Here is a 10,558-nt window from a genome sequence, read left to right as displayed (position 1 = left end):
ATTAAATTTCTAAATTCCGCTTTTTGCGAGCGGTAAAAAATGGAATTTAGAAGTAAGCTTGCCGCTGCGTTTGCTTGAGCCTCGCTTACACTTTACGCTATTTAGGCGCTACGCGGCGACCGATGCGCGCTAATTTGGTTTTGCTTGCCTGAGCGCGCCTTTTTTTGCATCAAAAAGCGCGCGAAACTGCGATAAAATTTTTACCGCGCTGCTATGAAAATTCGCCGCAAAGAACATTTGCGTAAACTTGGCTTGCTTAAATTTCGCTCACGAGCAAGCTTGCGACCCGCCTATTTAGATTTTTAATCCTAGACTGCTATCTGCGCTTGTTAAAACTGCGCGCCGTATACATTGACCTACGTGCGTAGCTTGCGTGGTCCTTAAATTTCATCTCGCACGCAAGCCCGCACCGATCTTTGCGGATAAAATTTTTATCATTCGCGGCAAATGAAATTCCGCCTTCGCGCCGAGCAAATTTTATCTTCGTCGTCCGATAAAATTCCACTTTCGTCCTTTGAATTTTAACCGCACGTGCACTGCGAAATACCGGCCGGCCGTACCGCATGCAAAGCGCGCTCGGACCAAAAGCTCAAAATATATAAAATTTAACCGCAAAACCCGACCAGACGGAGCCGTGCGCCGAAACGCTATAAAATTTTAAGCGTTTAAATTTATCGCTCGCCTATCAGTCTGCGCACCACGTAGCTTGCGATGAAAAGCCCGAAACTAGCGGTCACGCCCATGAAGCTGCCCATCGATTTGACGCGCGGCGGTTCGCTCGAGCAGACGACGTCAAAATCGCCCGCAAAGCCGCGCTTTCGCAGCTCAGATCTAATCTTGCGCGCGAGCGGATCGCCCCGCGTCTGCCAGATTGAGCGGATTTCGATCTTAGCGGGATCGAGCCTCTTTGCGCCGCCCATCGAGCTTACAAATCCTACGCCAGCCTCGCTACAGCGCAGCGCAAGCGCGATCTTAGCGCCCACATCGTCTATCGCGTCGATTACGAAATCAAATTTGCCGAGGTCGAATTCCGACAAAAATTCCTCATCGATCCTAGCGGCGATCGGCGTTATGCCCTTAAATTTGCGCGCGAAAACCTCGCATTTTAGCTCGCCTACATGCTCGCTTCCAAGCTGGCGGTTTTGGTTGGTGATCTCGAAGCGATCGCAATCGATCACGCTTAAACCTACCGCGCCGCTGCGGTACAGCGCCTCTATCGCCGCTCCGCCCACGCCGCCGCAGCCGCAGATTAAAATTTTAGCGCTTTGCAGCCTTGCAAAATCCTCGCCGAAAAGCAGGCGCGAGCGCGAAAAGCGGTCTACTACAACTTCACTCATTGTTTTTCATCCACCTTTCTAGCGCGCTCATCTGCTCGTGCGCGGTTAAATTTAACTTAATCGGACTTAACGTCGCCCGCCCCTCAAAAAGTACCGAAATGTCGCTATTTTCGTTTTTGCTTGCATCAAAACTGAGCGTAGATTTGCCTAGCCAATAATACTCCATCCCGCGCGGATTGCGGTTTAGCTGCGCGTCGGTATCGTAGAGCTTCTCGCCGCACGGAGCAACCGAAAGCCCCTTAAAATCTTGCTTTGAGACGGCAGGGACATTTAAATTTAAAAACTGCTTCGGCGGCAGAGGAAAGCCTTTTTTAAAGATTTTCTCGACCAGTTCCACCGCGAGCTCGCACGCGAGATCAAATCCGTATCGCTGCAGCGAATCCGTGACGTAAAACTGGCTCACCGCAAGCGCAGGAATGCCTTGCAAGACCCCCTCCATCGCGCCTCCGCACGTGCCCGAATAGGTCACGTCCTCCGCGACGTTGGCGCCGTGATTTATGCCGCTTATCACCAGATCGGGCTTACGGTTATACAGCGCGCGGAGTGCCAAATACACGCAGTCTGCGGGCGTAGCGTCATCGAGTTTAAAAAATCCGTCGTCGAGCTTGATAAATCTAAGCGGACGGGTAAGAGTAAGCGAGTGCGAGCAGGCCGATTTCTCCGAGCTTGGCGCTACGATAGTGACGTTTGCGACCCCTCTTAGCGCGCTTGCGAGCTCCAAAAGTCCGCGCACTTCGAATCCGTCGTCATTGGTGATTAAAATTTCTTTCATATTCTCTCTTTAGCTAAAATTTCATGACAGACCTATCAGAGCGGAATTCTGTCTGTAAAATTTTAGCGCTTAATTCTTTACTATGCAAAAATTGCTACTTAGCTTGCGTGGCGTAGAATTCCGTCGCGCCAAATTTTTCAATAAAATTCCATGCGAACTTAAATCGCAAAATTCATAGAAAAATTCCACCTTTTTGCTACGAAATTTTATAGCTTTTTATAGCCTGACACGCAATTTCATCGCCTAAATTTCACTTTCGAAATTTCTTAAATCAAATTTTGCGACCGCACTCCGCAACTCGCCGCAAAATTTGTCCTTTAAATTATCGTAAAATTTTACGCCACGAAATTTTGCTTTCGCGCCGATGCAAATCCGCGGCATAAAATTACGCTAGACTTATCTATAACCCTGCTTTGCGGCATATCTCCTCGCTTACCTGCGAATCAAGTAGGTGCGAGCTTGGATAATCGTAGAAAAATCGGTGCACTTCACGCACTCCGCTTCGCAATAAAGCTCGCGTACTAGGTGCGTTGCAGTCATTTTCGGTAATATCCTTGGTTAGCAATTTGAGATATTTTTGCCGATCGGAGCTTTTTAGGCTCGCCCAGCCAGGGCTTAGCGAGTAGGCATAGATCAGATCGCTTCCTTGTGCGCTAATTTCTTCGAGGAAGGCAAACTGCGCGACCTTAACGTGGGGCTTGGTGCCGCCTACATCCGCTGCGATCTCGCTAGCTGCGGCTTTAGCGACGAGTGCGGGCGAGCCTAACTTACTAAGCGCCTCAAAGCGTGCAGTTACTGCGGGATCCTCGGTGACTTGACGCTTTTGGTATTTAGCCGCGCCGCAACCGCCTAGCAACATCACGAACGCGCCGCATAGCGCTAAAATTTTAAAATTTTTCATCTTAAATCCTTTGTCGGCTTAATTTTAGCACATTTTGCTATAATTAACAAAAATTTAAAAGGCTAAATTTGAAATATTTAATCTCTTGCCTAGAACCCTCGGCGAATCTGCATTTTAAAGAGGTTCTTGAGCACCTTAAAAAGCTCGATCCCGCTTGCGAAATTTGCGGAATTTTTGATGAAAAGCTGGGCTCGCCGATATACAAAAGCAGCGAATTTTCGGCGATGGGTTTTATAGAAATTCTGCCGCTGATTTTAAAAGCCAAGCGTGCGATAGCGCAGATGACGCGGCTTGCGGCGGAGTGCGATCGCGTGCTTTTGATTGACTCGCCCGCGTTTAATCTGCCGCTAGCTCGCGCGATCAAAGAAAGCGGCGCGAGCGCGGAAATTTCATATTATATCCTGCCGCAGGTTTGGGCGTGGAAGCCGCACAGAGCGGAGAAGCTGAAGGCGTTTTGCGACAATCTGCTCTCCATTTGGCCTTTTGAGGCAAAATTTTTCGGCGCGAATTGCGAGGGAGATAAAGGTGCCGTGCCGCAAGAAGCGGAGAGCAAAGATGCTGCGCCGAAAGAACATGCCACACGAAGCGAGCAAAATTTTACTTCGCTAAATTCTGCACCTAATTTCGCGGATCAAAATTCTAAGGCGCAGAATTCCGGTAATTTTTGCGAACAGAATTCCGAGACCGAGAATTCTAATAAGCAAAACCTCGCCAGGCAAGGCTTCTCGCAGAATTTCGCATCGCAAAGCTCCGACGAGCCGTGCCCCGCGCAGAATTCTGCGGCTTTAAATTTAGCGGCTCAGAGCCGTGCTCACTATTTTTTCGTAGGGCATCCGCTGCTTGATGAGATAAAATTCCAAAAATCAAGCTACGAAAAACAGGGCAAGATCGCCTTTATGCCGGGCTCGCGCAGGGCTGAAATTTCAAGATTGATGCCGATTTTTAGAGTCCTTGCGCCTAAATTTGAAAATAGCGAGCGAGTCTTAATAATCCCACCGCATCTGATGGATCAAAGAGATGAAATTTACGGGCCTCTGGACGGCTTTAGCATCGCAAACGATACTCCCGCCACGCTTAAGGATTGCGATTTCGCCTTCATCTGTTCGGGCACGGCGACGCTTGAAGCGGCGCTCATCGGCACTCCGTTCGTGCTGTGCTACAAAGCGCGCGCGTTTGACGTTTGGCTTGCGCGAAAGCTCGTAAAGCTAAAGCACGTGGGGCTTGCAAATATTATTTTTGATTTTTTGGGCGAGGAGCCGCTGCACGAGGAGCTTTTGCAATCCGAAGTAAGCGCGCAAAACCTACTCGCCGCATACGAGCGCTGCGATGCCGCTAAATTTAAACTTGCGAGCAAGAAGCTGCGAGATTATCTAAAGTTCGGCTCCAGCGAAAACGTGGCAAAAATTTTAACGCAGCCTGCGAGCTAAAATTTTAAGGCTAAAGCTTATATAATTTGATAAAAAGAAAGGAAGATTATGACGACAGAACCAATGACGCTTTACGGATATGAAAAGATCACCTCCGAGCTCAAAGAGCTTCAGAGCGTGAAGCTGCCTCACATCGTGCAGCAGATCGACATCGCGCGCGGACACGGCGATCTGAAAGAAAACGCCGAGTACCACGCGGCGCGCGAAGAGCAGGCGTTTCTGCTCTCGCGTATCGCCGAGCTTAGCGACATCGTCTCTCGCAGTAAAATCATCGACCCTTCCACCTACGAGCACGACCGCGTAAAATTCGGCTCCACCGTTACCTTTATGGACGTCGAGACCGAGCGGGAGGAGGTTTATACGATCGTAGGGCTTAGCGAGGCGGACATCTCGCGCAAGCTCATCAATATTAATACGCCGCTTGCGCGCCAGCTTTTAGGCAAAGCCGAGGGCGATGAGGTGGTGCTTCAGCTCCCATCCGGCACCCGCGAAGTAGAAATTCTAAGCGTCGAATACAGGCCGATCAAATTTGGAAAATAAGATGAAAAAAGCGGGGATCATCGGCGTTAGCGGCTATACGGGGCTTGAGCTGATTAAAATTCTACTTTCTCACCCGGGCTTTGAAATTTCGTATTTAGGCGCCTCGACGCAGGGCGAAATAAGCGAAATTTTCCCGCAGCTTCGCGGCGTGTTTGAGATGCGCGTAGAAGCTGCGGACGCTCGCGTTGCGGCACAAAGATGCGATCTTATTTTCTTGGCGCTGCCGCATGGAAAAGCGATGGAATTTGCCCGCGAAATTTTAAAATTTAAAAACGTCAAGGTAGTCGATCTATCGGCTGATTACCGCCTAAGCCGCGAGCTTTACGAGAAAAATTACACCACGCATTTAGACCCTCGTAATTTAGCCCACGCCGTTTACGGACTGCCCGAGCTAAATCGCGAAAAGATCCGCGCGGCGCGGCTTACGGCAAATCCAGGCTGCTATCCTACCTGCTCTATTTTGGCGCTCGCGCCGTTCGTGCGGCTACTCGATCCTGCCCTCGGCGTATTTATCGACGCAAAAAGCGGAGTAAGCGGCGCAGGCAAGGCTCTTAAAACGAGCAGCCATTTCGTAAGCGCGAACGAAAACGCAAATGCCTACTCGCCGATCTCGCATCGCCACGCAGACGAGATCAAAGAGCAGCTGCAAATTTTAAAAGGCGGTGCGTTTAACACGCTTTTCGTGCCGAATTTGCTGCCGATTACGCGCGGGATGTTAGTTAGCGCGTTTGGCGTGTTGCAAAAGAGCGTGGACGCAGAGGCGGTGCTGCGGGAGTTTTACGCAAACGAGCCTTTCGTGCGCGTCCGAAGCGAGCCCGTGAGTATAAAAAACGTCGCAGGGACGCACTTTTGCGATATTTTTGTAAAAACTGCGGGCGATAAAATTTGGATCAACTCGGCGATCGATAATCTTTTGCGCGGAGCATCGTCGCAGGCGGTCGCAAACGCAAATTTAATGTGCGGATTCGCCGAAGCTACGGCGTTGCCGCGTATCGCACACGAAATTTAAGCGATGAACTTTTTTGCAAAAGTCGTTACGCGCGGGAGCCTAGATGCAAAATGATCAAATTCAGGCGATAAAACCGGGCGCGATCTTTATCGGCGATGCGCACGCGGGCGCGAGCAGACCGCAATTTTTGAAATTTCTGCGCGCGCTGAAGGCTGAGCCTACGCCGCCACCCCAAATTTTTATGATGGGCGATATGTTTGATTTTTTGGCAAACACGACCTACGTGCAGCGCTTCTACGAAGAGGAGATCGCGCTAATAAACGAGCTGTCGCGAAAATGCGAAATTTTTTACTTCGAGGGCAACCACGATTTTAATCTGCGCGAAATTTTCCCCCGCGCAAAAGTTTATCCGAACGGCGCGCAGCCCGTTAAATTTATCTGCGAGAGCGGTGAGGCGGTGCAGATCGCGCACGGCGATCTGTTTTTGCCGCGCCTGACGCAGTTTGCGCTGCTTTCGCTACGAAATAGGGCTTTTTTAAAATTTATGAACCTGCTCGATCGCGCTTTAAAATTTAAAATTTCAAAAGTAATCTTAAAATCGCAAGAGGGGAAAAACCTATACAGAAAAATGCCAAATTTTAAGGATATAATCGCGCCGAAGATCGATTTTTACGCAGCAAATTTAATCATCGAGGGGCACTATCATCAAGATGAAATTTTATATTTCGGCGAGAAAAAATATATAAATTTGTGTTCGTTCGGGGTCAGGAGCAAAATTTACGAGGTCGCAAAAAGCGAAAAATTTATGCTAATTCCAAAAAACTTAAACTTAAATTAGCTATAATTCCTAAATTTTTGCGAGGATATTTATGATAAAGCTTTGTGTTTTCGACTTTGATTCTACGCTGATGGACGGCGAGACGATAGGTTTTTTCGCCGCTAAAATGGGCACGCAGCGACAAGTTAGCGAAATCACGAAGCGCGCGATGGCGGGAGAGCTTGATTTTTTCGAGAGCCTTAGCGAGCGAGTGGCGCTGATAAAGGGGATGAGGCTTAGCGATGCTAAAGCTATCGCAGAAAGCCTGCCTTTCGTTTGCGGCGCTAGCGAGATCATCGCGTATCTGAAAAATAAAGGCATAAAGGTGATCGTCTTTAGCGGCGGATTTCATCTCGCTACCGACGCCGCGCAGAAAAAGCTAGGCTTTGACGCAAGCTTTGCAAACTATCTGCACGAAAAAAACGGAATTTTAACCGGGCTTTTCGGCGGCGAGATGATGTTTGGATACTCAAAAGGTGCGCTGCTTGCGCAGCTTAAATCGCTGATGGGTCTAGAGGCGAGCGAGGTAATGTGCGTGGGAGACGGCGCGAACGACGTTTCGATGTTTCGCGAGGCGGGACTTAAAATTGCTTTTTGCGCGAATGAAATTTTAAAAAGCGAGGCGAGCGTCTGCATTGAAAAAAAGGATTTGAAGGAGATTATGAAATATGTATGATAAAGCCCTAAATTTCAGCCTTTGGTGCGACTTTTTGGAGCGCGATTTTATCGATAAAGATTTCGACGAGCTGATCAAAAAAGGGATAATTAACGGCGCTACTTCCAATCCTGCGATCTTTAAAAACGCGATCCTAAGCTCTCCCGCATACGACTCGGCTAAAGAGGAATTTAGAAAAAAAGAGCCTAAAAAGCTGTATGAAATTTTAGCCACCGCGGATATCAGAAGCGCAGCGGAGAGCCTGCTTAAAAATTTCATTAACGGCGATGACGGCTTTGTGAGTATCGAGGTCGATCCATATTTCGCAGACGACGCCGAAGCGATGTATCGCGAGGGCAAACACCTATACGGCACGATCGGCATGCCAAACGTTATGATCAAAATCCCTGCTACGAAGGCAGGCTACGAAGCGATGCGCGATCTGCTGAAAAAGGGGATCAGCGTAAATGCGACTTTGGTTTTTTCACCAGAGCAGGCCGTAAAATGCATCGAGGCGATAAAAGAGGGAATTGCGGGCTTTCGTCGCTACTTTCCGAAGGCAAGTTTACCAAAAACCGTAATTAGCATCTTCGTTAGCCGCTTCGATAGGTTATTAGATGAAAAAATGGCTGCGGCGGGTCTTCCTACCGGTAAAATCGGCATAATGAACGCCGCGAAGTGCTACAATATCATCGCTAAAGAAAATTTAAACTACGTAAAGCCGCTGTTTGCGAGCACGGGGGTAAAAGGAGACGATCTGCCGAAGGATTACTACGTAAGCGAGCTGATGTATCCGGGCTGCGTAAACACCGCGCCGCTTGAGACCATAGAGGCTTTTGTAAGCGGCGATCAAAAGCCCAAAATGCCGCCTAGCGATGCGCAGATAGAGGAATTTTTCGCTCGCGTAGCGGATGCGAAGATCGATATGAAAAAGGCGTATAAAAAGCTACTCGATGACGGGCTAGTAGCCTTTGAAGAGGCATTTAAAGAGATAATAAAAACACTTAAAAAGGAGAAATGATGGCGGGTTCTATAGATTATTCGCAGTATCAAGTTGACGCTTCTACGCTGGATTTTAAGCAGCGAGATAGGCTAAATAAATATCTGGAATTTCTAATCCAAAATGGCGGTAGCGACCTTCATATAAAATCGGGCGCGGTTATCAGAGGTCGTATCCACGGCGAGCTAGTAAAATTTAGCAAAACGCCATTTTTGAAAGAAGACGCGATGACGCTAGCTAAGGAGCTTCTCATCACGCGCTTTCCGGAGCTTATCGAGAAAAAGAGCGTGGATTTTACCTACAAGCTAAACGAAGATTATCGCTTCCGCGTTAATATTTTTTTTCAGATCGACGGTATCAGCGCGGTTTTCCGAACGATCCCGGTTAAAATTCCAGAGATCGACGATCTAGGTCTGCCGCCTTCGATCAAAGATATTTGTGACACGGCTATGCGCGGCGTCGTGCTGCTTACCGGACCTACGGGAAGCGGAAAGACGACAACGATCGCAAGTATGATAAATCGTATAAATAGGCAAAGAACCAGCCACGTCGTTACGATCGAAGACCCCGTAGAGTTCGTATTTAAAGACGATAAATGCATCATCAATCAGCGCGCTATCGGCGAGGACTGCAATAACTTCGCAGATTCGCTTCGCGCCGCGCTGAGAGAGGATCCGGACGTAATATTCGTGGGCGAGATGCGCGATTTGGAGACGATCGAGACGGCGCTTCACGCCGCAGAGACGGGTCACTTAGTGTTTTCGACGGTGCACACTATTGACGCAAAAGAGACGGTAAACCGCATTATCGCGATGTTCGAGCAGGCTGAGCAGGAGCGTATCCGAATGACGCTAGCATCCGTCCTAGAGGCAGTCATCTCTCAGCGCCTTGCCCGTACTGTCGAAGGCAAGCGCGTAGCCGTCGTTGAAATTTTGCGCAAAAACACGCGTATTAAGGATATGATACTTGATGCGCGTGACGATGAAATTCCTGACGCGATCGCCGATGGTCGCAACACCTACGGTATGCAGACCTTCGATCAGCACCTGCTCGATCTTTATAGAGACGGTGTCATTACCCGCGAGGAGGCGCTGGATAAGGCCTCTAAGCGAAACGATCTCGATTTGCAGATCAAAAACGTGGACCTTGCCAAAAAAAGGGATTTGGCAGCAGAATCGGGAGAGAGCGCCGAGGAGATGCTCGCCGGCGAAGTCGTACAGCTAAAAGAGATCCGCTAAGTCATAAATTTTAAAATTCTAAATTTTGCAACTTAAAATTTTAAAGAATTCTGCCTGCCGCCGCGCAGGCGGAATTCTATTCGCTTGCCCGCTGCTACGCGGGCATATACTACCTTAAATTTCGTTTTAAAATATCTATAATTTCGATTAAAATTTCACGTCCGATTAATCTTATAAAATTTCTATTCATTTAATCTTTAATAAACAAAATTTCAACCAAATTTCAGGGGGGGCGGGGGGGGGGGTATAATTACGCATATTTTTTCTATAAGGAGTAGGAAATGCCGGCTAAGAACCGAATGAGCTCTAACAAAACAAAAAGAGCAGGATGCAATAGGACTCATGCCCAAAAAGCGGGTGACAAAAAACGTCGTAAAAAGAAATAATCTCGCGTCGTAAGCCGGCGTAAGATTAAAATTTAAAGCGCTGCGAGCCGAAACTCTCGGCGCTTTAATAAATTTTAAATCGTGCAAACAACCAAATGAATAAAATTTTAAAATTTCATCGCAAGAGAAGTTTATGAAATATGAAATAATCGACGTCCATACCGCACTAGAGATCGTTTTTAAAAATTTTAAATGGACTTTGCTCATTGGAATTTTGCTGTTACCATTAGGCGTGGGTGCCGTGATTTTAGTGCTTTTGCCGTTTATTTGCCATTATATTTACCGCTCTTTCATCTTTCCGTTTCTGCTTAGAGGAAAAAGCCTAATGCCTATAACAATAGTTCTTATGGGCTTAGTTTTTAACACAGTTAATGCCTCTTTAATTTCAACTTGGTGTTTTTATCTTTGCCCTGCCCCCTTTTATTCTTATTCATATTTTATGAGTCCTACCTTTATAATTGGCAGCCTCATTTTTTTGATTGGGTTTATCGCTAACATAGATTCTGACGCTTATATAAGAAGATTGAGAAAGGTAG

General features: G+C 47.7%; 12 protein-coding genes and 1 pseudogene. 9 read left to right on the top strand and 4 right to left on the bottom strand.

Features of this window, described 5'->3' with window-relative positions:
* Nucleotides 1-316: 316 nt before the first annotated feature.
* The 4 genes from Q0614_RS00515 to Q0614_RS00500 form a co-directional block, all read right to left on the bottom strand.
* Nucleotides 317-505, bottom strand: a complete 189-nt coding sequence (locus tag Q0614_RS00515; protein ID WP_298785747.1) for a hypothetical protein — start codon at nucleotides 503-505, stop codon at nucleotides 317-319.
* Nucleotides 506-671: 166 nt separating this feature from the next.
* Nucleotides 672-1,337, bottom strand: coding sequence for a ThiF family adenylyltransferase (locus Q0614_RS00510; RefSeq protein ID WP_298785745.1), 666 nt, complete (start codon nucleotides 1,335-1,337; stop codon nucleotides 672-674).
* Nucleotides 1,330-2,109 (bottom strand): 5'/3'-nucleotidase SurE, encoded by a 780-nt coding sequence (gene surE / locus Q0614_RS00505; protein ID WP_298785743.1) that lies wholly within the window; start codon nucleotides 2,107-2,109, stop codon nucleotides 1,330-1,332. The genes Q0614_RS00510 and surE overlap by 8 nt, the downstream gene beginning before the upstream one ends.
* Nucleotides 2,110-2,509: 400 nt before the next feature.
* Entirely contained in the window at nucleotides 2,510-3,010 is a 501-nt protein-coding gene (locus Q0614_RS00500) for a hypothetical protein (protein ID WP_298785739.1), read from the bottom strand.
* A gap of 68 nt (nucleotides 3,011-3,078) precedes the next feature.
* Between Q0614_RS00500 and Q0614_RS00495 the strand changes: the two are divergent.
* The 9 genes and pseudogenes from Q0614_RS00495 to Q0614_RS00455 form a co-directional block, all read left to right on the top strand.
* Nucleotides 3,079-3,510 (top strand): annotated as a pseudogene (locus Q0614_RS00495) (lipid-A-disaccharide synthase); the annotation flags it as partial.
* A gap of 30 nt (nucleotides 3,511-3,540) precedes the next feature.
* Nucleotides 3,541-4,437 carry a DUF354 domain-containing protein gene (locus Q0614_RS00490; RefSeq protein WP_298785749.1) on the top strand — a complete coding sequence of 299 codons (897 nt, stop codon included), beginning with the start codon at nucleotides 3,541-3,543 and terminating at the stop codon, nucleotides 4,435-4,437.
* 48 nt (nucleotides 4,438-4,485) lie between these two features.
* Nucleotides 4,486-4,977 carry a transcription elongation factor GreA gene (greA, locus tag Q0614_RS00485; protein ID WP_298785737.1) on the top strand — a complete coding sequence of 164 codons (492 nt, stop codon included), beginning with the start codon at nucleotides 4,486-4,488 and terminating at the stop codon, nucleotides 4,975-4,977.
* Between the two features lies 1 nt (nucleotide 4,978).
* On the top strand, nucleotides 4,979-5,986 hold the full coding sequence (gene argC / locus Q0614_RS00480; RefSeq protein WP_298785735.1) for an N-acetyl-gamma-glutamyl-phosphate reductase: 1,008 nt from the start codon (nucleotides 4,979-4,981) through the stop codon (nucleotides 5,984-5,986).
* A 43-nt stretch (nucleotides 5,987-6,029) separates the two neighbouring features.
* Nucleotides 6,030-6,764, top strand: a complete 735-nt coding sequence (locus Q0614_RS00475) for a metallophosphoesterase (RefSeq protein ID WP_298785733.1) — start codon at nucleotides 6,030-6,032, stop codon at nucleotides 6,762-6,764.
* A 31-nt stretch (nucleotides 6,765-6,795) separates the two neighbouring features.
* Nucleotides 6,796-7,419, top strand: a complete 624-nt coding sequence (gene serB / locus Q0614_RS00470; RefSeq protein WP_298785731.1) for a phosphoserine phosphatase SerB — start codon at nucleotides 6,796-6,798, stop codon at nucleotides 7,417-7,419.
* Nucleotides 7,412-8,419 carry a transaldolase gene (locus tag Q0614_RS00465; RefSeq protein ID WP_298785729.1) on the top strand — a complete coding sequence of 336 codons (1,008 nt, stop codon included), beginning with the start codon at nucleotides 7,412-7,414 and terminating at the stop codon, nucleotides 8,417-8,419. The genes serB and Q0614_RS00465 overlap by 8 nt, the downstream gene beginning before the upstream one ends.
* Nucleotides 8,419-9,636 carry a PilT/PilU family type 4a pilus ATPase gene (locus Q0614_RS00460; protein ID WP_298785727.1) on the top strand — a complete coding sequence of 406 codons (1,218 nt, stop codon included), beginning with the start codon at nucleotides 8,419-8,421 and terminating at the stop codon, nucleotides 9,634-9,636. Before Q0614_RS00465 ends, Q0614_RS00460 begins: the two co-directional genes overlap by 1 nt.
* Nucleotides 9,637-10,155: 519 nt before the next feature.
* The coding region (locus Q0614_RS00455) for a hypothetical protein (protein WP_298785726.1) at nucleotides 10,156-10,558 on the top strand (403 nt) is incomplete at its 3' end.

It is taken from the genome of uncultured Campylobacter sp., assembly GCF_937997595.1.
Lineage (GTDB): Bacteria > Campylobacterota > Campylobacteria > Campylobacterales > Campylobacteraceae > Campylobacter_B.
The sequence above is the reverse complement of the archived record's forward strand: the minus strand, read 5'-3'. Positions and strand labels throughout refer to the sequence as shown.

What these genes read in the sequence shown, in the direction of transcription:
- Q0614_RS00460 (WP_298785727.1), top strand. Translation starts at nt 8,419, where the DNA reads ATGGCGGGTTCTATAGATTATTCGCAGTATCAAGTTGACGCTTCTACG.
- serB (WP_298785731.1), top strand. Translation starts at nt 6,796, where the DNA reads ATGATAAAGCTTTGTGTTTTCGACTTTGATTCTACGCTGATGGACGGC.
- surE (WP_298785743.1), bottom strand. Translation starts at nt 2,109, where the DNA reads ATGAAAGAAATTTTAATCACCAATGACGACGGATTCGAAGTGCGCGGA.
- greA (WP_298785737.1), top strand. Translation starts at nt 4,486, where the DNA reads ATGACGACAGAACCAATGACGCTTTACGGATATGAAAAGATCACCTCC.
- Q0614_RS00500 (WP_298785739.1), bottom strand. Translation starts at nt 3,010, where the DNA reads ATGAAAAATTTTAAAATTTTAGCGCTATGCGGCGCGTTCGTGATGTTG.
- Q0614_RS00475 (WP_298785733.1), top strand. Translation starts at nt 6,030, where the DNA reads ATGCAAAATGATCAAATTCAGGCGATAAAACCGGGCGCGATCTTTATC.
- Q0614_RS00510 (WP_298785745.1), bottom strand. Translation starts at nt 1,337, where the DNA reads ATGAGTGAAGTTGTAGTAGACCGCTTTTCGCGCTCGCGCCTGCTTTTC.
- argC (WP_298785735.1), top strand. Translation starts at nt 4,979, where the DNA reads ATGAAAAAAGCGGGGATCATCGGCGTTAGCGGCTATACGGGGCTTGAG.
- Q0614_RS00465 (WP_298785729.1), top strand. Translation starts at nt 7,412, where the DNA reads ATGTATGATAAAGCCCTAAATTTCAGCCTTTGGTGCGACTTTTTGGAG.